Source organism: Saccharopolyspora sp. SCSIO 74807 (assembly GCF_037023755.1).
GTDB lineage: Bacteria > Actinomycetota > Actinomycetes > Mycobacteriales > Pseudonocardiaceae > Saccharopolyspora_C > Saccharopolyspora_C galaxeae.
Genome location: NZ_CP146100.1, coordinates 5,601,317 through 5,627,096 on the forward strand (window position 1 = coordinate 5,601,317; position 25,780 = coordinate 5,627,096).

General features: G+C 70.4%; 24 protein-coding genes. 10 read left to right on the forward strand and 14 right to left on the reverse strand.

Annotated features, from left to right (window positions below):
- Positions 1-8: 8 nt before the first annotated feature.
- Positions 9-281 (reverse strand): GlsB/YeaQ/YmgE family stress response membrane protein, encoded by a 273-nt coding sequence (locus V1457_RS25730; protein WP_200072302.1) that lies wholly within the window; start codon positions 279-281, stop codon positions 9-11.
- A gap of 135 nt (positions 282-416) precedes the next feature.
- A complete protein-coding gene (locus V1457_RS25735) occupies positions 417-908 on the reverse strand; it encodes a carboxymuconolactone decarboxylase family protein (protein ID WP_200072301.1) in 492 nt (163 codons plus the stop codon).
- 228 nt (positions 909-1,136) lie between these two features.
- On the opposite strand from V1457_RS25735, the gene V1457_RS25740 reads away from it, so the two are divergent.
- Entirely contained in the window at positions 1,137-1,880 is a 744-nt protein-coding gene (locus V1457_RS25740) for an SDR family NAD(P)-dependent oxidoreductase (protein WP_338597432.1), read from the forward strand.
- 4 nt (positions 1,881-1,884) lie between these two features.
- Here V1457_RS25740 and V1457_RS25745 read toward each other — a convergent pair whose 3' ends face one another.
- On the reverse strand, positions 1,885-2,592 hold the full coding sequence (locus V1457_RS25745) for an enoyl-CoA hydratase (protein WP_200072299.1): 708 nt from the start codon (positions 2,590-2,592) through the stop codon (positions 1,885-1,887).
- 155 nt (positions 2,593-2,747) lie between these two features.
- On the opposite strand from V1457_RS25745, the gene V1457_RS25750 reads away from it, so the two are divergent.
- Positions 2,748-3,437, forward strand: a complete 690-nt coding sequence (locus tag V1457_RS25750; RefSeq protein ID WP_338597434.1) for a DUF4232 domain-containing protein — start codon at positions 2,748-2,750, stop codon at positions 3,435-3,437.
- Positions 3,438-3,572: 135 nt separating this feature from the next.
- On the opposite strand, the gene V1457_RS25755 is transcribed toward V1457_RS25750, so the two are convergent.
- Positions 3,573-4,562 (reverse strand): TerC/Alx family metal homeostasis membrane protein, encoded by a 990-nt coding sequence (locus V1457_RS25755; RefSeq protein ID WP_338597436.1) that lies wholly within the window; start codon positions 4,560-4,562, stop codon positions 3,573-3,575.
- A gap of 349 nt (positions 4,563-4,911) precedes the next feature.
- Here V1457_RS25755 and htpG point away from each other — a divergent pair, with 349 nt between their 5' ends.
- Positions 4,912-6,807, forward strand: a complete 1,896-nt coding sequence (gene htpG / locus V1457_RS25760) for a molecular chaperone HtpG (protein ID WP_295149448.1) — start codon at positions 4,912-4,914, stop codon at positions 6,805-6,807.
- 128 nt (positions 6,808-6,935) lie between these two features.
- Here htpG and V1457_RS25765 read toward each other — a convergent pair whose 3' ends face one another.
- Both V1457_RS25765 and V1457_RS25770 read right to left on the reverse strand, forming a co-directional pair.
- The gene (locus V1457_RS25765) at positions 6,936-8,105 is read right to left on the reverse strand and encodes a DUF418 domain-containing protein (protein WP_338597440.1); all 1,170 of its coding nucleotides are present in this window, start codon (positions 8,103-8,105) and stop codon (positions 6,936-6,938) included.
- Between the two features lie 475 nt (positions 8,106-8,580).
- Positions 8,581-9,465, reverse strand: a complete 885-nt coding sequence (locus tag V1457_RS25770) for a dienelactone hydrolase family protein (RefSeq protein WP_338597442.1) — start codon at positions 9,463-9,465, stop codon at positions 8,581-8,583.
- 218 nt (positions 9,466-9,683) lie between these two features.
- Between V1457_RS25770 and V1457_RS25775 the strand changes: the two genes are divergently transcribed.
- The 4 genes from V1457_RS25775 to V1457_RS25790 all read left to right on the forward strand — a co-directional run bounded on the left by V1457_RS25775 (position 9,684) and on the right by V1457_RS25790 (position 12,520).
- Complete coding sequence (locus tag V1457_RS25775; RefSeq protein WP_338597443.1) at positions 9,684-10,274, forward strand: helix-turn-helix domain-containing protein; 591 nt, start codon at positions 9,684-9,686, stop codon at positions 10,272-10,274.
- 135 nt (positions 10,275-10,409) lie between these two features.
- A complete protein-coding gene (locus V1457_RS25780; RefSeq protein ID WP_338597445.1) occupies positions 10,410-11,291 on the forward strand; it encodes a DMT family transporter in 882 nt (293 codons plus the stop codon).
- Between the two features lie 94 nt (positions 11,292-11,385).
- Positions 11,386-11,556, forward strand: coding sequence for a hypothetical protein (locus V1457_RS25785; protein WP_338597446.1), 171 nt, complete (start codon positions 11,386-11,388; stop codon positions 11,554-11,556).
- Between the two features lie 169 nt (positions 11,557-11,725).
- Positions 11,726-12,520 carry an NPP1 family protein gene (locus V1457_RS25790; protein ID WP_338597448.1) on the forward strand — a complete coding sequence of 265 codons (795 nt, stop codon included), beginning with the start codon at positions 11,726-11,728 and terminating at the stop codon, positions 12,518-12,520.
- 69 nt (positions 12,521-12,589) lie between these two features.
- Here the strand turns inward: V1457_RS25790 and V1457_RS25795 are convergent, their stop codons facing one another.
- The 4 genes from V1457_RS25795 to V1457_RS25810 all read right to left on the reverse strand — a co-directional run bounded on the left by V1457_RS25795 (position 12,590) and on the right by V1457_RS25810 (position 17,153).
- Entirely contained in the window at positions 12,590-14,884 is a 2,295-nt protein-coding gene (locus V1457_RS25795; protein WP_338597449.1) for a xanthine dehydrogenase family protein molybdopterin-binding subunit, read from the reverse strand.
- A gap of 11 nt (positions 14,885-14,895) precedes the next feature.
- Positions 14,896-15,876: a xanthine dehydrogenase family protein subunit M gene (locus V1457_RS25800; protein WP_200072289.1), complete on the reverse strand. Its 981-nt coding sequence runs from the start codon at positions 15,874-15,876 to the stop codon at positions 14,896-14,898.
- Positions 15,869-16,351 (reverse strand): (2Fe-2S)-binding protein, encoded by a 483-nt coding sequence (locus V1457_RS25805; RefSeq protein WP_338597450.1) that lies wholly within the window; start codon positions 16,349-16,351, stop codon positions 15,869-15,871. Before V1457_RS25805 ends, V1457_RS25800 begins: the two co-directional genes overlap by 8 nt.
- A 343-nt stretch (positions 16,352-16,694) precedes the next feature.
- The gene (locus tag V1457_RS25810) at positions 16,695-17,153 is read right to left on the reverse strand and encodes an Rrf2 family transcriptional regulator (protein WP_307850215.1); all 459 of its coding nucleotides are present in this window, start codon (positions 17,151-17,153) and stop codon (positions 16,695-16,697) included.
- Between the two features lie 130 nt (positions 17,154-17,283).
- Here V1457_RS25810 and V1457_RS25815 point away from each other — a divergent pair, with 130 nt between their 5' ends.
- Entirely contained in the window at positions 17,284-18,399 is a 1,116-nt protein-coding gene (locus tag V1457_RS25815; protein ID WP_233628066.1) for an NADH:flavin oxidoreductase, read from the forward strand.
- Between the two features lie 14 nt (positions 18,400-18,413).
- On the opposite strand, the gene V1457_RS25820 is transcribed toward V1457_RS25815, so the two are convergent.
- The 4 genes from V1457_RS25820 to V1457_RS25835 all read right to left on the reverse strand — a co-directional run bounded on the left by V1457_RS25820 (position 18,414) and on the right by V1457_RS25835 (position 22,270).
- Positions 18,414-18,617 carry a hypothetical protein gene (locus V1457_RS25820; RefSeq protein WP_338597452.1) on the reverse strand — a complete coding sequence of 68 codons (204 nt, stop codon included), beginning with the start codon at positions 18,615-18,617 and terminating at the stop codon, positions 18,414-18,416.
- Between the two features lie 191 nt (positions 18,618-18,808).
- On the reverse strand, positions 18,809-19,714 hold the full coding sequence (locus V1457_RS25825) for an SPFH domain-containing protein (RefSeq protein ID WP_338597454.1): 906 nt from the start codon (positions 19,712-19,714) through the stop codon (positions 18,809-18,811).
- A gap of 199 nt (positions 19,715-19,913) precedes the next feature.
- Entirely contained in the window at positions 19,914-20,900 is a 987-nt protein-coding gene (locus V1457_RS25830; RefSeq protein WP_338597455.1) for a DUF4185 domain-containing protein, read from the reverse strand.
- Positions 20,901-21,190: 290 nt separating this feature from the next.
- Positions 21,191-22,270: a LacI family DNA-binding transcriptional regulator gene (locus tag V1457_RS25835; RefSeq protein WP_338597456.1), complete on the reverse strand. Its 1,080-nt coding sequence runs from the start codon at positions 22,268-22,270 to the stop codon at positions 21,191-21,193.
- Positions 22,271-22,355: 85 nt separating this feature from the next.
- Here V1457_RS25835 and V1457_RS25840 point away from each other — a divergent pair, with 85 nt between their 5' ends.
- Together V1457_RS25840 and V1457_RS25845 are read left to right on the forward strand one after the other, a co-directional pair.
- The gene (locus V1457_RS25840) at positions 22,356-23,531 is read left to right on the forward strand and encodes an MFS transporter (protein WP_338597457.1); all 1,176 of its coding nucleotides are present in this window, start codon (positions 22,356-22,358) and stop codon (positions 23,529-23,531) included.
- Positions 23,532-23,559: 28 nt separating this feature from the next.
- Positions 23,560-25,698, forward strand: a complete 2,139-nt coding sequence (locus tag V1457_RS25845) for a glycoside hydrolase family 97 protein (protein WP_338597458.1) — start codon at positions 23,560-23,562, stop codon at positions 25,696-25,698.
- The last annotated feature ends 82 nt before the right edge of the window (positions 25,699-25,780 follow it).

A 25,780-nucleotide genomic window follows, 5' to 3' on the forward strand; every position in this document is an offset into this window, starting at 1 on the left:
GCCGATGATCAGTCGCGCGCGCGGCGCTTGCGGCCGGTCACCTGGTTGTAGATCACCAGCACGACGATCGCGCCGATGATCGACCCGATCCAGCCCGTCGGCTCGAAACCACGCAGGCCCACGGTGAGCAGTCCGGCGAGGAAGCCGCCCACCACCGAGCCGACCACACCCAGGACGATGGTCATCAGCAGCCCGATGTCGTCCTTGCCCGGCACGACCGCGCGGGCGATGAAGCCCGCGATCAGGCCGAACACGATCCATCCGAGGATGGTCCACAGCATCGCCTTCTCCTCACGTTCCCGGCGCTTTCCGCTGCACGATACTGCCGCCGGTGCAGCGGTGATCGCGTCGCCCGGAGGTGTGGCGGTACAACTCGGGCACCAAGGCACGGACCCGAACGCCGCGACAGGTAACGGTCATTTGCCACCTGAATGGTAGTGCCCGGGCACGTTGCGCGCCGTCACGCTGAGCCGGTTCCAGACGTTGATCGAGGCGATGGCCGCGATCAGGTGCGCCAGCTCGGTCTCGTCGTAGTGCTCGGCCGCGCGCTCGTAGACCTCGTCCGGAACGAAGCCTTCGGTGAGCACGGTGACCGCCTCGGTCAGCTCGATCGCGGCGATCTCCTTGGGCGTGTAGAAGTGCTTGGACTCCTCCCACGCGGACAGCTGCACGATGCGCTGCACCGACTCGCCCGCGGCGAGCGCGTCCTTGGTGTGCATGTCCAGGCAGAACGCGCAGTGGTTCAGCTGCGATGCGCGGATCCGGACCAGCTCGAGCACGGTCGGGTCGACGCCCTTGCTGACCGCGGCTTCCAGTTGCGCGACGCTGCGGTAGACCTCGGGCGCCAGTTTCCTGATGTTGAGGCGGGGCTCGTGTTCCGGCACGCGGTCCTGGGCGGAGTTCGTCATGCACCCGACGGTAGGCGCGGCCACGGCTGCCGCGTGGTCCACTTCGGCGATTCGACGCTGGACCAGTTAAACGGGTGATCTTGAACTCGTGTGATCACGCACCGTGATTTTCCCGCGGGATGCACGAGCCCCTCGCGGCACGGCGCCGAGCGGCCCGCCGGACGACCTTGACACCTCCCCATCGCCGACTAATGATGATAATCATTGCCCGGGTCGAAGGGAGCGGCGATGACGCCGGAACTCACCGACGAGGTAGCCCTGGTCACCGGCGGCGCCTCCGGCATCGGCGCGGCCTGCGCCCGTGCGCTGTCGACGGCCGGAGCCCGCGTGGTGATCGCGGACCGGTCCGCGGAGGCCGCAGCGGCGCTGGCGGGCGAACTCGGCGAACGCGCCCTGGCCACCGCTGCCGACGTGGGTTCCGAGGAAGGCGCCGAGGCGATGGTCCGCGCCGCCGTCGAGCACTTCGGCAGGCTGGACCTGGCGGTCAACAGCGCAGGCGTCGGCGTGCCGGACGACTCCCCGGTCGCCGAAGTCGGACTTGCCACCTGGCGGCAGGTCACCTCGGTCAACCTCGACGGCGTCTTCCTGAGCATGCGCGCGGAAATCCCGCCGATGCTCGAACGCGGCGGTTCGATCGTGAACATCGCCAGCGTGCTCGGTTCGGTCGCCGTGCGCGGCGCTTCGCCCTACGTCGCGGCCAAGCACGGCGTGGTGGGGCTGACCAAGTCCGCGGCCCTGGAGTACGCCGAGCAGGGCGTGCGGGTGAACGCGATCGGGCCGGGCTTCATCGACACTCCCCTGCTGTCCGCGCACAACGGCGACGCCTACGAGCGGATCGCCACCGCGCATCCCGTCGGGCGGCTGGGCACGCCGGACGAGATCGCGCAGGCCGTGCTGTTCGTGCTCTCCCCCGGCGCGTCGTTCCTGACCGGTGCCTACGTGCCGGTGGACGGGGGCTATCTGTCCTGGTGAGCGGCTACTCGCCGCGGAATTCGGGAGTGCGGCGCTGCTCCCGCGCGCGCCTTGCCTCCGCGGCGTCCGCGCTGGACCAGCACGCGTCGTACAGGGCCTCGGCGTCCGGGCCGTCGTTGAGCACCGCCTTGGCGTAGCGCAGGCTCAGCGGAGCCATCGCGCCGACCTCGTCCGACCAGGCCAGCGCCGTGTCGAGGTCGCCGAGCCGGTCCACCATCCCGCGCTGGTGCGCGGTGGCCGCATCGAGCCGGTCGGCACCGAGCAGCATCGAACGCGCCGGTCCGCCACCGGCCAGCAGCGCGAGCCGCCGGATCGTCCAGGGATCCACCGCGAGCCCGTTCTTGGCCGTCGGCACCGAGAAGAACGCCTCCGGCGCTGCCACGCGCAGATCGCTCGCGAGCGCGAGCTGGGTTCCCGCGCCCACGGCCGGGCCGTTCACCGCGGCGATCACCGGCACCGGCGCCCGCACGATCGCTTGCAGCGCGGCGTAGAGCGCGTCGCGGAAGGTCTCGCCGTAGACCCCGTCCAGGTCGGCACCGGCGCAGAAAGTGCTGCCACCGCCGGAAAGCACCAGCGCCCGCGCCCCCTCTTCCACTGTGGACTCGACGGCTTCGCGCAGCTGCTCGCAGTGCTGCAGGTCGAGCGCGTTGCGCCGCTCGTCGCGGTCGATGACGATCAGCGCAGTGCGACCGCGCAGCTCTGAAGTGATCATGCGTTCCCTTCCCGCCGAACCAGCCGACAGTGCACCATCGCCTGCGGCGGATCCGGCCGCGGTATTGGCGAACGTCACATCGCCGCCGCCGCACAACCTCCGCACCCGCCGATACGTCTACGAAGTGAACGGACGGACCGGAACGGGGTGGCAAGATGCGCAGGATCGCTGGACATACCGCGATGATCGGGCGTACCGCGATGATGACGGGAGTGCTGGCCGCGGGATTCGCGCTGGCCGGATGCGGCGCGCCCCCGGACGGCGGGCAGGTCGACATCCCGGCCGCGGTGCCGAATCCGGGCGCGCAGCAGAGCCCCGCTCCGCCGCCGGGCAGCACTGCCCCGCCGAGCGATCCGGCCTCGGGCGGCGAGGCACCGACGAGCGCGGAGCAGCAGGCCGGCGGTTCGCAGCCGGAGGCTCCGGCGAAACCGGACAACTGCACGGCCGGCGAGCTGGAGGTCTCGCTCAGCCGCGGCGACAGCGGGATGGGGCACACCAACAGCGACCTGCGGTTCACCAACAACGGCGAGCGGGCCTGCACGCTGCAGGGGTCGCCCGGGGTTTCGTTCGTCGCCGGGGACTCCGGCCAGCAGATCGGCGAGCCCGCCGAACGCGCCCCGAAATCCGAGGGACAGCTGATCACGCTGCAACCGGGCGAGTCGGCTTCGAGCCCGCTGAGCATCGCCAAGTCCGGCATGTACTCCCCCGACGAATGCCGGCCGCAGGCGGTGCGCGGGCTGCGCGTCTACGCGCCCGGCGACACGGCCTCGATGTTCGTCGAGCACGAGCAGCAGGCCTGCTCGACGCCGCCGCAGCCGCAGCTCACCGTCGAGGTCGTCCGCTGACCTGCCGCAACGGCCACGCCGGAAGCGGAGTTCGACGAACACCCGCTCCAGCACAGGTCCGGCCATGACTCGGGGGCGACGCCCGATGCCCGGCAGCGCGCGGACGGCGGCAGCCGGGCACCTCGGACGCCTCGCTCAGTGCGAGTCGGAGGCCGCTTCGCGGCGGCGGACGGCGAGGCTGGTCACCGTCACGGTCGCCAGCACCACGATGATCACGCCGAGCGACAGCAGCGTCGGGATCTCCGGCACCGCGGGCCAGACGCCGTGCGCCCAGTGCAGCACCAGCTTCACGCCGATGAAGCCGAGGATGATCGCCAAGCCGTGGTTGAGGTGGGCGAGCTTGGCCAGCGCCGCGTGCAGCACGAAGTACAGCGCCCGCAGGCCCAGCAGCGCGAAGGCGTTGGTGGTGAACACCAGGTACGGGTCCTCGGTGATGCCGTAGACGGCGGGAACCGAGTCGACCGCGAAGACCACGTCCGTGGCGAACACCGCGACCACCACGACCGCCAGCGGCGTCAGCGCGCGCCTGCCGCCTTCGCGCACGGTCAGCTTCGCCGCGCGGTAGTCCTCGGTGACCGGCATCCACTTGCGCAACAGCCGCACCGAACGCATCTCGGAGACCTCGATGCCGAAGTCCGAGCCCTTGACCGCCTCCCGCATGATCTTCACCGCGGTGAGGAACAGGATCGCGCCGAACACCAGGAACGCCCACGTCCCGGCCTGCAGCAGCGCCGCGCCCGCAGCGATGAACACGCCGCGCAGCACCAGCGCACCGACGATCCCGTAGAGCAGGACGCGCTGCTGCAACGCGGCGGGCACCGCGAAGCCGGTCAGCAGCAGCATGAACACGAACAGGTTGTCGACCGACAGCGACTTCTCCACCACGAAGCCGGTCAGGAACTCCAGCGCCTGCGGGCCGCCGAACCAGGCCCACAGGCCGAGCCCGAACACCACCGGAAGCAGCAGGTAGAAGATCGACCAGCCGACCGCTTCGCGCAGCCGCACCTCGTGCGGGCGGCGGGTCACGACGAAATCCGCCACCAGCAGGACCAGCAGCACCACGATGCTCACGCCCCACAGGGATGGTGAGCCGATCGACTGCGCCTGCGCCAGGACCGGGGACAACGGGCCTCCTCGAAATAAGGTCCGAGGTCTCCTTCACCCGCTGGCGGGCGGCCGCCCGGGAACACCGCCGGGTGTCCGTACTGACCGGGCCTGCCTAGTGAAGTACTCCCCTCGGATGCAGATTTTGCCCGAATCGTCCCAGTGTTGCCAAGAGCGCGCGTGATCCGGAGTCCGAGATCACAGCCGCCGGCCGCGCCCGCGGCACCCCGCATTCCACAGTGGACGCCGATGGATCTGCGGAGGGGCCGGATCCGAGATGTTCCCCGGTCAGTAACCTGGCCCGCCGGGGGCGAGGCAGCACTCCCCGTTTGCAAGATCCCGGGAAGTCACAGGTCAGAGAGGGGACTCAATGAGCACACAGGTGGAGACGGCCGAGTTCCAAGCGGAGTCGCGCAAGCTGCTCCAGCTGGTGATCCACGCGATCTACTCGAACAAGGACGTCTTCCTGCGGGAACTGATCTCCAACTCCTCGGACGCGCTGGACAAGCTGCGGCTGTCCGCGTTCCAGGACAAGGAGCTGGCGGTCGACACCTCGGACCTGCACGTCCTGCTGGAAGCCGACCGGGAGCAGCGCACCCTGACCGTCCGGGACAACGGCATCGGGATGTCGCGCGACGAGGTCCGCGAGCTGATCGGCACCATCGCCAAGTCGGGCACCGCCGAACTGCTGGAGAAGCTCGGCGAGACCTCCGACGCCGCGGACGCCCAGGAGCTGATCGGGCAGTTCGGGCTCGGCTTCTACTCCAGCTTCATGGTCGCCGACAAGGTCACGCTGGTGACCCGCAAGGCGGGCGAGGACGCCGCGACCCGCTGGGAGTCCACCGGCGAGGACACCTACACCATCGAGCAGGTCGACGACGCCCCGCAGGGCACCTCGGTCACCCTGCACCTCAAGCAGGAGGACCAGGACGACCGGCTGCTGGACTACACCGACTCCGCGACGCTGACCCGGATCGTCAAGCGCTACTCGGACTTCATCTCCTGGCCGATCCGGATGGAGGTGGAGCAGCCCAGCGCCGAGGGTGAGCCGACTCGCGAGCTGCAGACCGTGAACTCGATGAAGGCCCTGTGGGCGCGCCCCAAGGAGGAGGTCGCCCAGGAGGAATACACCGAGTTCTACAAGCACATCAGCCACGACTGGGCCGACCCGCTGGAGACCGTGCACCTGCGGGCCGAAGGCACCTTCGAGTACCAGGCGCTGCTGTTCCTGCCGGCGAACGCGCCGTTCGACCTGTTCATGCGGGACCAGAAGCGCGGCGTGCAGCTCTACGTCAAGCGCGTGTTCATCATGGACGACTGCGAAGAGCTGATGCCGGAGTACCTGCGCTTCGTCAAGGGCGTGGTCGACGCGCAGGACCTGTCGCTGAACGTCTCCCGCGAGATCCTGCAGCAGGACCGCCGGATCCAGATGATGCGGCGGCGGCTGGTCAAGCGGGTGCTGACCACCATCCAGGAGATGCAGGAGACGGATCGGGAGAAGTACGGCAAGTTCTGGGGCCAGTTCGGCCAGGCGCTCAAGGAAGGTCTGGTCAACGACCCGGACAACGCGCAGCTGATCCTGGACATCGCGTCGTTCGAATCGACCAGGGACGCCAGCGAGCAGACGACGCTGCGCGAATACGTCGAGCGGATGCCCGAGGGCCAGGACAGCATCTACTACATCACCGGTGCTTCCCGGGACAAGGTGGAGAACTCCCCGCACATCGAGGCGTTCCGGGACAAGGGCCTGGAGGTGCTGCTGCTGACCGACCCGGTCGACGAGATGTGGGTCGAGTCGGTCACCGAGTTCGACGGCAAGCCGTTCCAGTCGGTCACCAAGGGCGACGTGGACCTCGACGAGAACTCCGAGGACGCCGAGCAGCAGCGCAACGACTTCGCCGACCTGCTGTCCTGGATGAGCACCACGTTGCAGGACGAGGTCAAGGAAGTCCGGCTCTCGCACCGGTTGAGCACGTCCCCGGCCTGCATCGTCGGCGACTCCACCGACATGACGCCGACGCTGGAGAAGATGTACCGGGCGATGGGGCAGCAGCTGCCGCCGGTCAAGCGGATCCTGGAGCTGAACCCGGCGCACCCGCTGGTGAGCGGGCTGCGGGCGTCCTACGACTCGGACGGTGACAAGCCCGAGCTGGTCGAGACCGCGCAGCTGGTGCACGGCATGGCGCTGCTGGCCGAGGGCGGCGAGCTGCAGGACCCGGCGAAGTTCACCTCGCTGCTGGCGAACCGGCTGGCCCAGGGGCTCTGAGGCGGTTCGCCCGCCCGGCCCTCGGGGTTCCGGCGTGAACCCCCGCAAGCCGCAGGTTTTCCACGACGAACGGCCGGAGAGCGATGTGCTCTCCGGCCGTTGCTTTTCGGTCGTGCGGGGAACTCCGTTCAGCTGCGCGACATCCGCGCCGGTGCGATCGACGCCTGGTGCAGCACCCATTCCAGCGGGCCGCGCCCGAGCAGCTTGCGCCACGCGGTGCAGAACACCAGCGTCACGGCCACCAGCACCAGCCACGGCAGGTAGCTGTACCCGCTGCTCATCACCTCCTGCAGCTGCTTCACGCCGAACGCCTTGAGCGCCAGCAGGTGCCCGGCGTAGGCAGTCAGCGCGAGCGCACCGACCGACGCCAACGGCGTCAACGCCCCGCGCAGCCGTTCGGCGAACAGGCACAGCCCGAGCACCGCCATCGCCACGCCCGAAGCACCGACGATCTCGAACGGCGTGCCGCTGTGCGCACCGCTGGAGAACAACCACAACGCGCTGGTGGTGGGCACGTGCCCGTAGCTGGAGCTCATCACGATGTCCAGCAACTGCGGCGGGAGTCCGGGCGGAAGGATCGCCAGCAGCGATTCGCGGACGCCGAACACGTTCATCGCCAGCCACGAAGCGCCGTACCCGAGCACGCCGAGCCCCGCACCGAGCACCACGATCCTGCCCCGCACGGCACGCAGGTCGAGCCTGCCCAGTGCCATCCCGACCAGCACGAACGGCAACCAGGTCAGCACCGGGTAGGCACCGGTGAGCAGCAGACTGTGCAACAGGGTCCAAAGTCCCGTGCCCGAGCCGAAGTCGCCGAAGCTGGGAACGTAGCCGATCATGTTCGTCTCGATGCCCTGGCGCAGCACGAACGACAGCAACGGGCCGCCGATCGCGAACACCGCGGCCAGTACCGCCAAGGTGGTACTGCGCACCCGCAACAGCGGGATGCTGACCAGGAACAGCACGCCGTAGAAGGACAGGATGACCATCGCGGGTGTCTGCAGGCTGGTCAGCGCCAACCCGAGCACGAACAGCAGCACCGCGCGCACGGCGATGCGCACCCGCGACATCCGCATCCGGTCCCCGGTGTACGGCTGCGAACCGCCGCTTAGCAGGGCGATCGACACGCCGGTCAGCACCGCGAACAGCGCGGCCGCCCGGCCTTCGACCAGGCTGAACAACCAGCCGCCCGACATGGTGTGCGCCGCGAACATGCCGAACACGGCGAGCGCGCGGGCCACGTCCAGCCCGACGAGCCGGGCGGTCGGCGGGGACGGTTGAACGGAGTTCCGGTTCAAAGCAATGGTCGTTGCATCCACACCACGATGATCACCGGCCGGTGCGGGCCGGCGGATCGACTCACCGGCCGCCGCGGGTAGCACTTTGGGTCGGATCGATCTCGTGCTTCCGGCCATCCCGCGCTCGCAGATCCGGCAACGGCACGACGCGGTGTCCCGCCGCGTGCGATCCGGACCGTCCGGCGACCGCTACCCGATGGCCTCCGATGCCTTGCGGCAAAACGAAATTCGGCATGCGTGCCTGCCGGTCGGGCGGTCGCCCCGCGGCACGGGTGTCCGAACAGGACGATCCGCGCGAACCGGCGCCGCGGCGCACCCGCGAGCGCGGCGAAGCCGGTCGGCCGGGGGCCGTGCAGGCCGGTGAACGAGCGCCGACCGGCCGCCGCACGCCGGTGCGGGCGAACGGCGGCCGGTTGTTGCGCACTCGCCGGAGCCGTTCGATCGGTGCACCCGGAACGCGCGGCGGCCGACCGGGTCAGTACGGACAGGTCGCCCGGTAATCGGAGATCTCGGGATCCTGCGGCGGCGGGCACAGGAACCGGTCGTAGCGGGTGTCGTCGTCCAGGAACCGCTTGAGCCAGGCGATGCTGGACTTGGCGATCCTGGTGTCGTCCCTGTTGGGTGCGAAGTGGCTCGCCCCGGCCAGTTCCAGGTAGGCCTTGCCGGGGTCGTCCGGCAGGCTCTCGTAGAAGGGCTCGGAGTGCTGGGCGACCGGTGCGACGGTGTCGTTCTGCGCACCGATGATCATCGTCGGGGTCCGCACCCCGGAGAAGTCCTTGACCGTGTTCCACGGCGTCATCGGGATCGCCGCCTTGAGGCCGGGGTCGTCCAGCGCGGCCTGCAGCGCGCCGCCGCCGCCCATCGAATGGCCCATCACGCCGAGCCGGGCCGGGTCGATCCGATCCTGCACCTCGCTGCTGCCGGTGAGGTAGTCCAGCGAGGCCGCCAGCTGCTCGGCGCGGGCATCCGGCCGGTCGCTCGTCGTGATCGTGTCGATGGTGAACACCACGAACCCCTGCGAGGCCAGTCGCGGTCCGAGCCAGGCGAGGGTCTCCTGGCCGGCGGTGTACCCCGGGGCGATGGTCACCGCGGAGAACGTCCCCTCGGAGGTGTCGGTCGGGTAGTAGATCGTCCCGCCGCCGAAGCCCTCGACGGTGCTGCGCGGCACGGTCTCGCGGTCGATCTCGAACGGGCCGGTCGGCGCGGTGATGCTTTCCTCGGTCGGCGCCGGTCCGTGGATGGTGGCCGGCTCGGCGGCCCGGGCCAGCGTGACGCTGCTCGTGAGCAGCCCCAGCACGGCGGTGGTGACGATCAGTGCGCGTCGTAATCGGGACGGATGCGTGGACAGCGCTGTTGTCATGTGTCGCCCTTCGCAGAAGGCGCCCGGGATGCCGGGTGCGCGGATGTGTCCGTTGCGGAACTGCGCTTGGCCTGCCGAGCGAGCCGGAACGCGCCGGGCCCGATCGCCCTGCCACGCCGGATTCCGGGCGCTGCCGGCGCCGGACCTCCGGACCCGGCTGAGCCTAAAGTGCCTCTACCAATCGGTCAATCTAGTTTTCCGGCGACTAGCCTGACGGGATGACCGAACGCGTGGACGGCCGAAAGCTGCGCTTCCAGCACCGGTACGGCGAGGTGCTCGACGCCGCCACGGAGCACGCGCTCGACCACGGCCTCGACGACCTGTCGCTGCGCAAGGTCGCGCAATCGGCCGGGGTCAGCCACGCGACGCTGGTGCACCACTTCGAGTCCAAGGACCGGCTCGTGGCCGAGATCGTGCAGCGCGTGCTGGCCGACATCCTCACCGTCCCCGACCTGCCGCCCGGCGACCCGGACCCGCTGCGGGTGATCTGGCGCAGGGCGACCGCCGAAAGCGGCCGGCGCTACGTCCGGTTGTTCCTGGCGATCACGGGCCAGGCCATGTACGGCGATCCGGCGCTGGCCAAGACCATCGCTGCGTCGATGCGGCGGCGGACCGACCTGATCGCGGCCGGTCTGGTCCGCCACGGGTATCCGGAGCCCCAAGCCCAGATCGCCGCGACGTCCCTGCTCGCCTGCATGCGGGGCCTGTTCGCCGACCTGCTCACCACCGGTGACACCGAACGGGTCGACGCTGCGTTCGAGGACACGGTCTCCGAACTGGAACAACGCATAGCCGACCGGGCGAGCTGAGCTGCCGGCTCGCGCGCGGCACGACGAGCTCCGGCCGCGGCGGGCGCGGTGTTGCTCACTGGTCATCCTCTCGCCGGGAGGCTCCGAAAACCGGCAGGCGGTGGTAGCGCCTCGCGTGGTGGGTAGCCCGGGACCGTGCTCGGTGTCCTGCTGATGGTCGTGGCGGCGTTTCTCAACGCCGCCGCGTCCGTGTTGCAGCGGCGGGCCACCAAGGAGGAGCCCGAATCCGCCGGGTTCTCCTGGCAGATGATGTGGGACCTGGCACGACGCCCGGTGTGGTTCCTCGGCATCTGCACGATGATCTTCGGGTTCCTGCTGCACGCCGTGTCGATCTCGGTGTCCCGGATTTCGCTGGTGCAGCCGCTGCTGGTGACCGAACTGCCGTTCACCCTGCTGCTGGCCTCGTGGGTGTTCCGCGCGCCGCTGCCCCGCGCGGTGCTGTGGGCGATCCTGCTGCAATCGGCCGGGCTGGCGTTGTTCGTGGGCACGCTGTCGCCGACCGGCGGCAATCCGTCCGCGGTTTCCGCGGGGACCTGGGCGCTGGGCATCGCGATCACGGCCGCGATCATCGCGGCGCTCGTCGTGGGCGGATATCGCAGCAGGCTCGAGCACCGCGCCGCGATGCTGGGCGTGGCCACCGGCGTCACGTTCGGGCTGAACTCCTCGCTCATCGCCGGTGTCGGTGCGGCCGTGGAGCGGGGTGCGCCGCTTTTGACCACGTGGCAGACCTACGGGGTGGCGGTGCTCGCGCCGATCTCGTTCTTCCTGCTGCAGAACTCGTTGCAGGCGGGCAACCTCGCCGCCTCGCAGCCGGGCTTCACGCTGATGAACCCGCTGACCTCCGTGGTGTGGGGGCTGGTGGTGTTCGGCGAGCAATCCAGGCAGGGGGTGTTCCTGATCGGCGTGGTGGCCGGAGCTGCGCTCATCGCGATCGGCACCGTGCTGCTGGCGCGCTCGCCACTGCTCGATCCCGAAGCCACGCAGCGGCAGCGCTACGGATCAACCCCACCCGGCTAGTCCGTTCGCAAATTTCCGCGCCGCACGCGTTTCGCGCACGCCGCACTGGGAGATCACCTGTGGGTGGAAATCGACAGGTGGGCCGAAGTGCCCGGTGCGGGAAGGCGAGCACGTGCACGACGCGGAGAAGTGGCTGCTGACCCGCCGCGAGCGCGACAACCCGGCCACCGGACTCGACCGCGGCGACATGGCCTGGACGCGCGCGTGGGGCTCGCCGGTGGGTCGCGCGATCATCGACCCGGACGGGCGCCCCGCCGGCCGGTGAATCCGCTTTTCCCGCAATTCCCAGAATGCGTTGAGGTGCGCTGAACGGCACCACCGGTGAATCCCCCGTGAATGCGCCCGGAAAATTCCGAAGTGCACCCTGGAATTTCCGGTTCCGGCCATTATGCTGCGGCGGGTCACTCCGGCCCGACAGGGAGGTTCCCCTCGTTATGACCTCGCAGCAGCGCCGCGCGCGTCCGAAACGACGACCCAAGATTTCTTTCGCCTTCCGTTCGCTGGTCGGCGCCGGCGTGCTGGTGCTCGCCACGCCGTCGGTGGCGCTGGCCGATCCACCGCAGGCGTTGCCGAGCAGCGTCGCCGACCCGGACGGCGAATTCCAGCCTGCGTTCGACTACGACGGCGACGGCTGCTACCCCACCCCCGCCATCGGACCGGATGGCACGCCCGCCGAAGGGCTCGAACCGTCCGGTGCGCTCAACGGCAACTGCCACGACGAGTCCGATTTGGACAACACGAATTCCTACGTGCGCGCCAAGTGCAACACCAACGGCTGGTGCGCCTACCTCTACGACCTGTACTTCGAGAAGGACCAGGCGGTCGAAGGGGTCGACGCCTTCGGGCACCGGCACGACATCGAGCACGTCGTGGTGTGGGTCAACAACGGGCAACCCGAGTACGTCTCGACCTCGGCGCACGGCGACTACTCCACCTACCCGCGCGACCAGGTGTCCTGGGAAGGCAACCACCCCAAGATCGTTTATCACAAGGACGGTGCGAGCACGCACGCGTTCCGGCTGGCCAATGCCGACGAGCAGCCGGAGAACCACCAGGGCACCTGGCAGTACCCGGACCTGGTGAGCTGGGACAACTTCCCCGACGGGGTCCGGGACAAGCTCACCGGCGCCGACTTCGGCTCCGCCAGCCTGGGCATCTCCGACGGGGCCTTCGAGGACAACCTCGGCAAGGCGAAACCCGACGAGATCGAGTTCAACCCGAGCGAATGACCGGAATCCGGCCCGGTGCTGCCACATCGGCGAGGGCGCATCGACGAGAGCGACCGGGCCGGTCCCCGCTCACATGAGCTTGTCCAGGGTGATCGGCAGCGAGCGGATGCGCTTGCCGGTCGCGTTGAACACCGCGTTCGCCACCGCCGGTGCGATGCCGGTGAGTCCGACCTCGCCGACGCCCTTGATGCCCAGCGGGTTGAACCGGTCCGGTGCTCCGGCGAAGACCACCTCGTGGTCCGGGACGTCGCCGTTGACCGGCACCAGGTAGTCGGCCAGCGTCGCGTTGGTGATCCGCCCCGTGCCCGGGTCGGTGGCGGTGTCCTCGAACAGCGCCATGCCCAGCCCGCCGACCGCCCCACCGAGGATCTGGCTGCGCGCGGTCTTCTCGTTCACGATCCGCGCGCCGTCGATGGCCGAGACGATCCGCGCCACCCGGATCAGCCCGAGGTCGGCGTCCACCCGGACCTCGACGAACTGCGCACCGAACGCTCCCGCGCGGGACATCGTCCCGTCCTGCTGCTGCGACGGGTCGAACGCGCCGGGCGCGGTCACCTCGGATCGGTCGTGCCTGCGCAGGATCGCCGAATACGGCTCACCGCGCGCCGGATCGCCGATCGCGTGCAGCCGCCCGTCGGTGGCGGTGAGCTGGTCGGCCCGCAACCCGCGCAGCGGCGATGCCGGGTCGTCGGCCACCAGATCCAGCAGCGACTGCCACACCCCGCGCACCGCCGCGTCGACCGCGGCGCCCAATGAACCGGTCAGCCCGGACCCGCCTGCCAGCGAGGCTTGCGGCAGCCGCGAGTCGCCGAGTTCGAAACGCGCGTCCGCGATGCCGAGGCGCTGCGCGGCCAGCTGGGTCATCACGGTGTGCGTGCCCGTGCCGATGTCCGTGGTCGAACTGCGCACCAGGCCGGAACCGTCCGCGCGCACCGTCGCCTCGGCCCGGCAGGGCAGCCCGAACCAGGGGAAGGACGCGCCCGCCACGCCGTGCCCGATCAGCCAGTCGCCGTCGCGCGACGAGCCGGGTGCCGCGCGGCGCGCGGACCAGCCGAACAACTCCGCACCGCGCCGGTAGCACTCGCGCAGGCCGTTGCTGGACCACGGCAACCCGCTTTCCGGGTCGTTCTCGGCGAAGTTGCGCAACCGCAGCTCGATCGGATCCATGCCGAGCCGGTGCGCCAGTTCGTCGATCGCGCATTCCAGCGCGAAACCGCCCTGCGCCTCGCCGGGCGCGCGCATCGAGCACGGGCCGGGAATGTTCAGCCGCACCCGCTGCTCACCGGCGAAGACGTTCGCGCAGGCGTAGCGGTGCACCGATACCCCGGTCACCGAGTCGGCGTTGTCGTCGTCCACCGCGGCCGTCTGGGTCGAGCGGTGCTCGATCGCCAGCAGCTCGCCGTCCCGGTTCGCGCCGAGCCGCAGCTGCTGCACCGTGCCGGTGCGGTGGCCGACGCCGGTGAACATCTGCGGGCGGGTGAGCACGAGTTTGACCGGCCGCCGCAGCTCGCGCGCCGCTAGCGCGGCGAGGCTCACGTGCGGCCAGGTCCGCAGCCCGGAACCGAACCCGCCGCCGACGTACGGCGCCAGCACCGTGACCGCTTCCGGCGCCAGCCCGAACACCGCGGCCAGCGAGGAGCTCATCGCCGACGGGCCTTGGGTGTTGGTGTGCACGGTCAGCCGCGGGCCGTCCCACCTGACGACGGCGCTGAACAGGCCCATCGGGTTGTGCGTGTTCGCCGGGGTGGTGAATTCGGCCTCGTAGCGCACTTCCGCGCGAGCCAGCGCGCCGGGAACGTCGCCGCGGGACACGTCCTCGGCTGCGGGTTCGCGGACCGCGGCCGGGTCGTCGATCTCCACCACCGGGTCGGCCGGGGCGTATTCGACGTGGATCAACCCCGCGGCGGCCGTGGCCTGCTCGGGGGTGTCGGCGACGACGACCGCGAGGTATTGGCCGTGGTGCCGGATCCGGTCGTCCTGCAGCGGTGCCGGTGGCTCGCCTTCCGCGCGTGTCAGTTTCGGCGCGTTGCGGTGCGTGAACACGCCGAGGACGCCGGGGGCGGCTGCGGCCTCGCCGGTGTCGATGGCGGTGATCCGGCCCGCGGCGATGGTGGCGCAGGCCAGCGCGGCGTGCGCGGTGCCCGGTTCGGCCGCGTCGTTCGGGTAGTTCGCGGCACCGGCGACCTTCCGGGAGCCGTCGACCCGGTCCCTCCCGGTGCCGATCAGCGGCGGCTCGGGCGGCGCCGGTGGTTCGGCGAGCGCGGTGGAAGCCGCGCCCGGGGCGAGCACGCCGGGCGCGAGCGCTCCGGCACCTGCCACCAACACCCCCGTGCGCAATGCCGTGCGGCGGGAAAACTCAGTCATGGCACGCCTTCCTAGCTCGCCGCCACGGTGCGCAGCGCGCGCACGAGGGTCCGTTTGGCCAATTCGACCTTGAACTCGGTGCCCGCGACCGTGAACGGATCGCGGACCGCGGCCTCCGCCGCGGCGCGGAAGTTGTCCGTTGTGGACTCCTTGCCGCGCAGCGCGTCCTCCGCCGCGCGTGCCCGCCACGGCACCGTGCCGACACCGCCGAGCGCGATGCGCGCCTCGCTGATCACGTTGCCGTCCAGGGTGAGCGCGACCGCGGCCGAGGTGAGCGCGAACTCGTAAGAAGCCCGGTCGCGCACCTTCAGGTAACCGGACCGCACGCCCGCCGCAGGCAGCGGGAGGTCGACACCGGTGATGAGCTCGCCGTCGCGCAGCGCCGTCTCCACGTCCGGCGTCGCGCCCGGCTCGCGGTAGAACTCGGTCAGCGGCACGGTCCGCTCGCCTTCCGGACCGTGCGCCCGCACCGCCGCGTCGAGCGCGGTCAACGCCACGGCGAGGTCCGAGCCGTGCACGGCGATGCAGTCCGGCCCGGCACCGAGGATGGCGTGCATCCGCGCGCCGCCGCTGACCGCGGCGCAGCCGCTGCCCGGTGAGCGCTTGTTGCACGCGCTCACCGCCGGGTCGCGGAAGTAGCGGCAACGGGTGCGCTGCAACAGATTCCCGCCGATGGTCGCCATGTTCCGCAGCTGCGGCGAAGCACTGGCCAACAGCGCTTCGGACACGACCGGCGCGCGTTCGACGACCAGCGGGTCGGCGGCGAGCTCGCCCATCGTGGTCATCGCGCCCACCCGCACCGCATCGCCCTCGCGGCGCACGCCGCGCAGCGGGAGCCGGGAGACGTCGATGAGCTTGCCCGGCGCGAGCACGCCGTCCTTCATCAGGTCCAGCTGAGTGGTCCCGCCCGCCAGGTAGGCCGCGTCGCCGTCCTGCGCGACGGCCACCGCCTCGTCCACATTGGACGGACGCAGGTAGGAGAACTCACGCATCGCCGGCCACCTCCCGGATCGCGGCCACGATGCCGGAGTAGGCGCCGCAGCGGCAGAGGTTGCCGCTCATCTGCTCGCGGACCTCCTCGTCCGAGCCGGTGCGGCCTTCCTCCAGCAGGCACACCGCGGACATGACCTGCCCGGGAGTGCAATAGCCGCACTGGAAGGCGTCGTGGCGCACGAACGCTTCCTGCACCGGATGCGGCGCACCGCCCGCGCCCAGCCCTTCCACGGTGCGGACTTCGCGGCCGTCGCACTGCGCGGCCAGGGTCAGGCAGGCCAGCACCCGGTTGCCGTCGACCGCGACCGTGCAGGCACCGCACGCGCCCTGGTCGCAGCCCTTCTTCGTCCCGGTCAGGCCGAGGCGGTCGCGCAGCGCGTCGAGCAGCGTGACCCGCGCGTCGAGTTCGAGGTCGTGGCCGGTCCCGTTGACGGTCAGCGCCACCGGAATATGGCTGCCTTCGGTCACTTGCATGGTGGTTCCCGTCCTGGTCAGTTCGGCGGAGGGGCGCGGGCACCGCCGAATCCGCGGGGAGTCCGGCGTGGCGACCGCTTCTCCCGTTATACCGGCATGATCACCGGATTTGTCGCCTTGGACGGGTTTTCGCCATAGCACCGCACGATCGGGCCGATCTCCGCGCGGCGGTGAATCCGCAACGGAACGATCATTCGTGCAGCGCATGGAAATGCGGGCGGAGCACTGAGCGGATCGTCGCCGACACACCCCGGCGTGTCGGCACCGCCGCCGCTGCGCCCTCACCACGCGCAGGGCAAGCGTCCGCGCGACGGCACGGGTAAGACCACTGTGGACAGACGGCTCAGCCCTGCCGCTCCGGCCCCCGATCGAGCCTGCGCAGCTCCCGCACCCCACCGGCGAGCGTGCGGTCGCCGAGCGAGCCGAGCACCGCCTGCTCGGCATCCGCGGTCAGTCCGGCGAAGTACTCGGCGGCATTCGCCGTCACCAGGCACGCGTGCTCACCCTCCGGGCGGCAGGCCCAGAGCGGCTTGTCGCCAACGGCGCACCGGTAGATCTCGGCCAGCGTGATCTCCTCGGCAGGGCGCGCGAGCCTGCTGCCGCCCGAGCGCCCCTTCGTGCACACCACGAGCCCGTCGTGCACCAGCGGCGCCAGCATCTTGCGGACCAAGCTGGGGTTGGTGTCCAGCATCTCGGCGAGCTGGGCGGAGCTGAGCACCGGGGAGTCCTCTTCGGCCGCGACCGCGAGCGCCAGCATCGCCTGCAGCGCGCTGGAGAACCTGATGTCCAGCACGTTCGACACCCCTCCCGCGGATCGGCCGCGAAGCGTACCCGACGCCGCCCGACCAAGAATAGCAACCGTCACAGTCACACTTCGGCTCATGAAATGTACCTTTGTTGTGCACACTTCGATCGCACGGCAGGAGACCGCCTTGACCACCCGCGCAGCACAGGCCCTGGCCCGCCCGTTCACGCTGGGCTCGGCCGAATTGCCGAACCGGATCGTGATGGCGCCGATGACCCGCATGTTCTCCCCCGGCGGCGTCGCGGGCGAAGACGTGGCGGCCTACTACGCCCGCCGCGCCGCCGCGGGCACCGGCTTGATCATCACCGAGGGGACCTACGTGGACCACCCCTCCGCCGGTTTCAGCGGCGAGATCCCCCGCTTCCACGGCGAGCAGCAGCTCGCGGGCTGGAGCCGCGTCGTGCAGGACGTGCACGCGGCGGGCGGCAAGATCATGCCGCAGCTGTGGCACGTCGGCGTGCAGCGCCGAGCGGGCGCGCCGCCGTTCCCGGAAGCACCCGTCGTCGGACCGTCCGGCATCGGCCTGGACGGCAGCAGTGCCGGTGACACCCTCACGCTGTCCGACATCGACCAGCTCGTCACCGCGTTCGCGGACGCCGCGCGGGAAGCCGAGCGGATCGGCTTCGACGGCGTCGAACTGCACGGCGCGCACGGCTACCTGATCGACGCGTTCCTGTGGGAGCGCACCAACCGGCGCACCGACTCCTTCGGCGGCGACCCGGTCTCGCGCACCAAGTTCGCCGCCGACATCGTGGCCGCGGTCCGCGAGCAGGTGTCCGCGGACTTCCCCGTGGTGCTGCGGTTCTCGCAGTGGAAGTCGGACAACTACGACGCCAAGCTCGCCGAAACCCCGGAGCAGCTGCAAGCGGTGCTCAGCCCGCTGGCCGAAGCCGGGGTGGACGCCTTCCACGCCTCCGGGCGCCGCTACTGGGAGCCGGAGTTCGCCGACACCGGCTCGGACCTGAACATCGCCGGGTGGACCAAGAAGGTCACCGGCAAACCGGTGATCACGGTCGGCTCGGTCGGGCTCGACAGCGTCTTCACGCCCGAGTCGCTGGCCGGCTCGAGCGCCGGGGTTGCCAGCGTGGAAGGGCTGCTGGAACGCATGGAGCGCGACGAGTTCGACCTCGTCGCGATCGGCCGCGCGCTGCTGGCCGACCCGGAGTGGGCGGACAAGGTCCTGCAAGACCGCGCAACCGACATGATCCCGTTCACCAAGGCCGCCGTGGAGACCCTGTACTGATCAGTCCGGACTGATCACTCCGGCGCGTCCTTGCGCGGCCGGCCGCGCCGGGCGGGCTTTCCCGAGTTCTCGGGCAGCCGCCCGGCGTCGGCCAGCGCCCGCCGCAGCAGGAACTCGATCTGCGCGTTCGTGCTGCGCAGCTCGTCCTGCGCCCAGCGGGCCAATGCGTCGTGCAGCGCCGGATCCAGGCGCAGCAGGAAACTCTTGCGTTCGGCCACGAACACCTCGGTAGCTCGTTTTGCGCAGGTGGTCGGTTCAGGCTGCGGGCGCAAGCAGCGCCCGGCTGAGCTGTCCTCCGCGAAGACGCCTGAGAACCCGCGGTGATGCCGGATTGCATGGGTGGCGCAAGCCGGCCCCGCAGTCGCGGAGAGCCACGGCACAAGCTCGTGCGGGCTCCACGAGGAGGATCTCAGTGGTAGAGCGAGCCCGTGTTGACCACCGGCTGCGTGTCGCCGCAGAGCACCACCATCAGGTTGCTGACCATGGCCGCCTTGCGCTCCTCGTCGAGTTCGACGACCTCCTGCTCGGACAGCCGCTGCAGCGCCAGATCGACCATTCCGACCGCGCCCTGCACGATCTGCTGCCGCGCGGCGACCACCGCGCCCGCCTGCTGGCGCTGCAACATTGCCTGCGCGATCTCCGGCGCGTAGGCGAGGTTGGTGAGGCGGGATTCGACGACCTGCACCCCGGCGGCCTCGACCCGGGCGGCGATCTCCGCGGAGAGCTTCCCGGTGATCTCGTCGGCGTTCTGCCGCAGCGAGTAGCCGTGCGCGCCGTCGCCGTCGTAGGGGTAGCTGGTGGCGATGTGCCGCACCGCGGTCTCGGTCTGCGTCTCGACGAACTCGACGAAGCTGTCCACCGCGAACGACGCCTGGGCGGTGTCGGCGACCTGCCACACCACGACCGCGGCGATCTCGATCGGATTGCCGTCGGAGTCGTTGACCTTCATCACCGCGGTCTCGTGGTTGCGGATCCGCGTGGAGATCTTCGTCTTGCTGCTGAACGGGTTCACCCAGCACAACCCGGTTCGGCGCACGGTTCCCGTGTAGCGGCCGAGGAATTGCAGCACCCGCGCTTCACCGGGAGCCACGGCGATCAGGCCGCTCAGCAGCACCGCCGCGATCACCAGGAGCGCCGCGCCCGCGATCAACACCGGTGCGTTCTCCAGGCCCATGCCGACGACCAAGACGCCGGCTCCGGCGAGCAGCAGCACCACGCCGAGCGTGGCCATCAACGCTCCGGACAGCTCGAACGCCGGACGTTCGCGCACCGGCGGTTCGGGCATTTCGACCTCGCGTTCCTGCACGTCGGTCATGGCACTCCTCCCGTAGCGATCAACTAGCTATAACGTAGCATAGTGATATCACTTTCTGGGTAGTCGATCCGACCACACCTGCTCGTCAGGTGCGCGACTTCCATGCACAACCGACGGCCCGAGCAGCAGATCGTCCGCCGTCAACGCGGCCGCGACGGCAGGGCGGCCCCGGACGCGGAGGCCGCCGATCACCGCGAGCTCATCGCGCCGCGGGCGCGCTCCCGGCGAACTGCATCGACTTGTACGGCCAGTTCTTCTTGGTGTTCCACTGGCTCACCACCAGGTGCAGATTGTCCAAAGTAGACCCCGGAACGATGTAGGCGCCGTAGAGCTGCGCGACCCGTCCGCGCCCGTGGTTCTCCCGCCACCACGAGGTGCCGTGCAGCGCCGTTTCGCGCGGGGCCTCGTAGAGGTTCGTCGTCGGCACGTCGAGGTTCATCACGTCGATCCGGTAGTTCCCCGCGTCGAAGAACGACAGCAGCCAGCGCCCGCCCAGCGGCCGCAGGCACAACTCCCCGTACGCGCCGGTGAGCGCGATCGTCGGCGGGTTGCCCCAGGCCCACACGCCGTCCCGGAAGCCCCAGCCCTCCCACGCGGCGGGCTCGGCGATCCGCTGCGCGGGCACCCGGTGCAGCATCAACCCCTGGTCGCGGCGGAAACCGGTGGTGAACGCGTAGACCCAGCCGTCGTCGCCGAGTCCCCAGGTCAGCATCTGGAACAGCCCGCCGTGCAGGTCACCGGGCCAGGTCGCGCCGGTGTGCTGCCAGCTCTCGCCGTTGTCGGTGGAGCGGTGGATCTCGGTCCAGTGCACGTTGCCGATGCCTTCGCACACCATCACGTGCAGGTACATCTCGTTGCCGATGGTGATCAGGTCGGTCGGCAGCACGGTGGTGACCCGCCGCCCGTGGATGATCGTGTCGTGCTGGTACGGCAGCGCCTGCTCCGCGTAGGGCTTCGGGCCGATCGAGCCGGTCCAGCCGATGCCCGCCGTCGCGGTGCGCGCGTCCCCGAACAGCACCACCGGGGAGCGCCAGCCCGGCCCGCCGACCCCGGCGGCCTCGAAGGTGTCGCCGAACACCGACACCAGCCGCCCGTCCGGCGCGACCTCCATCACCCCCAGGTCGGTGCCCCCGATCCCGAAGTGGTCGGTGATCCCGGGCCCGGTGAGGTCCTTCACCTTGCGCACCGGCTCGTGCTCCTTTCCCGCGGAGGCGTTGCTCCTTGGCGAGGGTAGTCGGCGCACGTGGCGGCTCCGCGACACGATCTTGACCGGCGGCCCGACCCCGTTCTCCCCGAGTGAACGGACCGTTCGTCCAATCTAGCCGGACCAACAGGCCGTTCACTCGGCCTACTTCGCCCGGTTCGAGCGATGCACGGGTGTGTCGGCCGGTACGTCGGCAGAACGTCTGAGCCCCCGGTTCCTTCACGAGCGAACGGACCGTTGGTCCAATCTATTGGGACCGACAGTCCGTTCACTCATCGAGACGCGGGTGGTGCAGGGCCCGAGGTGGAGCCCGGCCGCACGGTGGTGGGCATCTGTTCATCGGGAGGTTCGGCGCCGGAGAGCAGCTCCACGACCATCCGCCCGGCGGCCCGGCCCTTGCCGGTCATCGGCTGTTCCACCGTGGTCAGCCGCAGCGGCGACAGCCACGGGGTGTCGATCCCGTCGAAGCCCACCACGCTGAGGTCTTCCGGCACCCGCAAGCCACGTTCCCGCGCGGCCTGGATGACCCCGACCGCGAGCAGGTCGCTCTGCGCCACGACCGCGGTCGGGCGCGGCTCGGCGGCGAGGACTTCGTGCCCGGCGCGCAAGCCGTCCTCGATCAGTCCGCTGCCCGCCTCGAACGCCGGGACGCGGCGCCCGGCCGCCTCCTCCACGCCGCGCAACCGGTCCAGGCAGATGGGCGCGCTGGCCAGTTCCTGGTGCGCATCGGTGAGCCACCCGCTGTGCATCCCGGGCTGGCGCAGCGGAAGCGTCACGACGCTGATCCGGCGATGCCCGAGCTCCAGCAGGTGCCGGGTGAGTTCGGCGGAGGCGCCGTGGTTGTCGATGTGCACGCTGGGCACGTCCGGGACCTGCGGGCCTTCCACCACGACCAGCGGCACACCGCGGTTCTGCAGCGCGGTCAGCGCCGGCTCGTCCCTCCCGCCGCAACTTTCCACGACCACGGCGTCCAGCGGAGTGCTCGCCACCTGCTCCGGTGAGGGACCGACCCGGCCGCTGCTGCCGGAGAGCAGCAGCAGCGCGAAACCGGCGGGCGCGAGTTCTTCGGTGAGCCCGTCCAGCAACGCCACCGCCACGGGATCGCGGAAGGCGTAGAGCAACCGCTCCCCGATCAGCACGCCGACGATGCCGGAACGACCTTGCCGCAGCGAGCGCGCCAGCGGATTCGGCCCGGTGTAGCCGACCTCGGCGGCGGCGTCGAGCACCCGGCGCCGGGTCTCGGCCGAGACCGGGCCCGCGCCGGAGAACACCAGCGAGGCCGTCGACTGCGAAACGCCTGCGGTCGCGGCGACCCTCGACAGCGTCGGGCGAGGGCTTCGCGAACGGGACATGCGCTCTCCCTTGACCGGTGCGGTGACCGGCTGAATACTATCGGCCGGATCTTGGTCGAATCGTTTCGATCCGTGAGGGATGTCTGTGCCCGTGCAATCCCGAGCCACCCGGCCGACCGTCCTGCGCGCCCGCAACGCGGTCGCGGCCGTGTTCGCCTTCAACGGGTTCGCGATGGCGAGCTGGACCGCGCGCATCCCCGAAGCGCGCGACGCGCTGGGCATCGCGCCCGGCCAGCTCGGCGGACTGCTGCTGGGCATCTCGCTGGGCTCGCTGGCTGCCATGCCGCTGGCGGGTGCGCTGGTCCGCCGGTTCGGTGCGACCTCGACCGTCACCGGCGCCGCGGTGGTCAACGCGTTCGGCCTCGCCGGGGCGGGGATCGCGGCGGCCGCAGGCCAGTACTGGCTCACCGGTCTGGGACTGGTGGTGTTCGGACTGGGCATCGGCGTGTGGGACGTGGCGATGAACGTCGAGGGCGCGGCCGTGGAGCACGGGCTCGGGCGCACGATCATGCCGCGGTTCCACGCCATGTTCAGCTTCGGCACCGTCGTGGGCGCGATGGTCGGAGCGGCCGCGGCGGCCGTCGGCGTGCCGCTGTGGGTGCACCTGATCATCGCCGCGATCTTCGCGGCCGCTTCGGCCGCGAGCGCCGCGCCGGGATTCCTGCCCGCGCACTCCGAGCAGCAGTCCGGTTCCCGGCCGTCGATGCGCGCGTGGATCGAGCCGCGGACGCTGGTCATCGGGCTGATGGTGCTGGCGCTTGCGCTGACCGAAGGCACCGCCAACGACTGGCTCGCGGTGGCGCTGGTGGACGGCTACGACGCGCCTGCCTGGCTCGGCGCGGCCGGCTTCGCGGTGTTCCTGAGCGCGATGACCGCGGGCCGCACCCTCGGCACCGGCCTGCTGGACCGGTTCGGCAGGCAGCCGGTGATCTGGGCGACCATGGCCACCGCGCTGGTCGGGGTGCTGCTGGTGGTGTTCGCGCCGTGGCTGCCGCTGGCGGTACTGGGCGCGGCGATCTGGGGGCTGGGTGCCTCGCTGGGCTTCCCGGTCGGCATGAGCGCCGCCGCCGACGACCCGGAGCGCGCGGCCGCGCGGGTCAGCGTGGTCTCCACGATCGGCTACACCGCGTTCCTGGCCGGGCCGCCGCTGCTCGGCTACCTCGGCGACCACTTCGGCACGCTGCGCTCGCTGCTGGTGGTCGCGGTGCTGCTGGTGCCTTCGGCGATGGCCGTGCCCGCGGCCGAACCGCCGCGACGTTGACCTCCCGATGGAACGACGAAGGAGTCGCATGTCCAGGTATCGGATCGACCGGCGCACGTTCGGCAAGGCGGCGGGCATCGCCGCCGGGATGACCGCGATCAGCTGGAGCCCCGCAACGGCCGCGGAGGCGTCCGGGGCGCCGATCACGACCGCCGCACCCGGCGGGCTCGTGCAGGCGCACTTCCGCTTGCAGCAAGGAAAACCGCAGTACTCGATCACCAGCGGCGCCCGGACGGTGCTCGACTGGTCGGCCATGGGTTTCGAGTTGGGCGACGGCTCGCGATTAGGCGACTCGGCCGAACTCCTGGGCACCCACCACGACGAGCTCGACGAGACGTGGCAGCCGACGTGGGGCTCGGCCGCGGAAGTGCGCAGCCACTGCAACAGCACCGTCGTGCGGTTGCGCGAGACCGGGACCGACCGGTTGCTGGACATCGAATTCCGCGTCTTCGACGACGGTGCCGGGTTCCGCTACGTGTTCCCGCAGCAGCCCAACCTGGGCGACTTCGAGGTCTTCGACGAGCTCACCGAGTTCCGCTTCACCGACGACCACACGGCCTGGTCCAGCCCGGCGAACTACGACTCGGTGGAGTACCTGCACACCGAGACTCCGCTGACCGCGGCCGGCGGGCTGCACGAGTGGCAGGAGCCGCGGGACGAGGAAGGCGAGCACATCGGCGACGTGGCCACGCCGCTGACCGTGCGGATCGCCGAGGACTGCTACCTGGCGGTGCACGAGGCCGCGCTGTTCAACTACCCGGGGATGACCCTGACCAAGATCGACGGCGGGCCGAGCCTGCGTTGCGCGCTCGTCCCGCGCAAGGGCGAGGGCCGCCGCAAGGCGATCCTGCGCGCCCCGTTTCCCACGCCGTGGCGGGCTTTCCTGCTCGGGCGCAGCGCCGGGGAGCTGATCGAGTCGCCGCTGGTGCTCAACCTCAACGAGCCTTGCGCGATCGAGGACACCTCGTGGATCGCGCCCGGCAAGTTCGTCGGCGTGTGGTGGGAGATCCACAAAGGACGCAACACCTGGATCGAGGGTCCGGACCTCGGCGCCACCACCGAGAACACCATGCGGTGCATCGATTTCGCCGCGGCGAACGGGATTCCGTACGTGCTGGCCGAAGGCTGGAACAAGGGGTGGACGACCGGTGGCGACTTCGGCGCCCAGGACTTCGTCCGTCCCAACGACCAGTTCGACCTGCGCCGGGTCGTCGACTACGCCCGCGAGCGCGGGGTGAACTTCCTGGCGCACAACGAGACCGGCGGCCGCATCGACAACTACGAGCGGCAGATCGACGAAGCCTTCGCGCTGTACGAGGAACTGGGCCTGCCGGGCGTGAAAACCGGCTACGCCGGGGACATCGGGCCGCACTACCACCACGACCAGTCGATGGTGAACCACTACCAGCGCGTGATCCACAAGGCCGCGAAGCACCGGCTGATGATCAACGCGCACGAGCCGATCAAGGGCACCGGGATCGAGCGCACCTTCCCGAACTTCGTCTCCCGCGAAGGTGCGCGCGGCATCGAGTACGACGCCTGGTCGCAGGGCAACCCGCCGGAGCACACCCTCATCCTGCCGTTCACGGTCATGCTGGCCGGTCCGTTCGACTACACGCCGGGGATCTTCGACATCACCTGGTTCCCGGAGCAAAGCCCGGACGACGACCACGGAAGCGACAACGACGGCACCCGCGTGCACACCACCAGGGCGCACCAGATCGCGCTGTACCCGGTGCTGCTGAGCGGGCTTCAGCAGCTCTCGGACGTGCCGGAGCACTACGAGGGCACGCCGGAATTCGAGTTCCTGCGCGAAGTTCCGGTCAGCTGGGACGAAACCCGCGTGGTGCAGGGCGAAATCGGCGACTTCCTCACCATGGCGCGACGCAGCGGGCAGAGCTGGTTCGTCGGCTCGCTGACCGACGAGCAGGCCCGGACGCTGGAGGTTCCGCTGCACTTCCTCGGTGCGGGAGCCTTCGTCGCGCACGTCTACGCGGACGCGCCGGAGACCGATTTGGACACCAACCCGAACGCGGTCCGCGTCGATCGGTTCCTGGTTCATGCCGGGACCGTCGTGCGCGCCGAACTCGCGCGCGGCGGCGGGCACGCGATCCGGATCGTCCCGGCGTCCGATGCGGACAAGGCGGCCTTGCAGCCGTACAAGTGATCAAAGCGGTGGCGCGTGCGGGCGAGCAACACCCGCACGCGCCACCGTCCCCCGCACCCCGGCAGCGCCGCGAACGGCGCGA

What these genes read in the sequence shown, in the direction of transcription:
- V1457_RS25825 (WP_338597454.1), bottom strand. Translation starts at nt 19,714, where the DNA reads ATGACCGACGTGCAGGAACGCGAGGTCGAAATGCCCGAACCGCCGGTG.
- V1457_RS25775 (WP_338597443.1), top strand. Translation starts at nt 9,684, where the DNA reads ATGACCGAACGCGTGGACGGCCGAAAGCTGCGCTTCCAGCACCGGTAC.
- V1457_RS25735 (WP_200072301.1), bottom strand. Translation starts at nt 908, where the DNA reads ATGACGAACTCCGCCCAGGACCGCGTGCCGGAACACGAGCCCCGCCTC.
- V1457_RS25740 (WP_338597432.1), top strand. Translation starts at nt 1,137, where the DNA reads ATGACGCCGGAACTCACCGACGAGGTAGCCCTGGTCACCGGCGGCGCC.
- V1457_RS25800 (WP_200072289.1), bottom strand. Translation starts at nt 15,876, where the DNA reads ATGCGTGAGTTCTCCTACCTGCGTCCGTCCAATGTGGACGAGGCGGTG.
- V1457_RS25790 (WP_338597448.1), top strand. Translation starts at nt 11,726, where the DNA reads ATGACCTCGCAGCAGCGCCGCGCGCGTCCGAAACGACGACCCAAGATT.
- V1457_RS25845 (WP_338597458.1), top strand. Translation starts at nt 23,560, where the DNA reads ATGTCCAGGTATCGGATCGACCGGCGCACGTTCGGCAAGGCGGCGGGC.
- V1457_RS25795 (WP_338597449.1), bottom strand. Translation starts at nt 14,884, where the DNA reads ATGACTGAGTTTTCCCGCCGCACGGCATTGCGCACGGGGGTGTTGGTG.
- V1457_RS25745 (WP_200072299.1), bottom strand. Translation starts at nt 2,592, where the DNA reads ATGATCACTTCAGAGCTGCGCGGTCGCACTGCGCTGATCGTCATCGAC.
- V1457_RS25835 (WP_338597456.1), bottom strand. Translation starts at nt 22,270, where the DNA reads ATGTCCCGTTCGCGAAGCCCTCGCCCGACGCTGTCGAGGGTCGCCGCG.
- V1457_RS25730 (WP_200072302.1), bottom strand. Translation starts at nt 281, where the DNA reads ATGCTGTGGACCATCCTCGGATGGATCGTGTTCGGCCTGATCGCGGGC.
- V1457_RS25770 (WP_338597442.1), bottom strand. Translation starts at nt 9,465, where the DNA reads ATGACAACAGCGCTGTCCACGCATCCGTCCCGATTACGACGCGCACTG.
- htpG (WP_295149448.1), top strand. Translation starts at nt 4,912, where the DNA reads ATGAGCACACAGGTGGAGACGGCCGAGTTCCAAGCGGAGTCGCGCAAG.
- V1457_RS25750 (WP_338597434.1), top strand. Translation starts at nt 2,748, where the DNA reads ATGCGCAGGATCGCTGGACATACCGCGATGATCGGGCGTACCGCGATG.
- V1457_RS25805 (WP_338597450.1), bottom strand. Translation starts at nt 16,351, where the DNA reads ATGCAAGTGACCGAAGGCAGCCATATTCCGGTGGCGCTGACCGTCAAC.